A 350-nucleotide genomic window follows, 5' to 3' on the forward strand; every position below is an offset into this window, starting at 1 on the left:
GGCGGCGAGGCCAGGATGACGCCGGTCAGACCACCGAAGGTGAAGGTGATCAGGAAGCCGACCGCCCAGAGCATCGGCGTCTCGAAACTCAGGCTTCCGCGCCACATCGTGCCCAGCCAGTTGAAGAACTTCACACCGGTGGGGACCGCGATGAGGAATGTCATGAACGAGAAGAACGGCAACAGCACGCCGCCGGTGACGTACATGTGGTGTGCCCACACCGTCACCGACAGACCCGCGATCGAGATCGTCGCCGCGATCAGGCCCATGTAACCGAACATCGGCTTCCGGGAGAAGACCGGAATGACCTCGGAAATGATGCCGAAGAACGGCAGCGCGATGATGTAGAC

1 protein-coding gene is annotated in these 350 nt (G+C 61.4%); it reads right to left on the reverse strand.

What is annotated here, in order from left to right; translation table 11 throughout:
* The coding region (locus AC4IJH_RS43800; protein WP_490857614.1) for a cbb3-type cytochrome c oxidase subunit I at nucleotides 1-350 on the reverse strand (350 nt) is incomplete at both ends.

It is taken from the genome of Streptomyces sp. UF-297 (assembly GCF_058245575.1).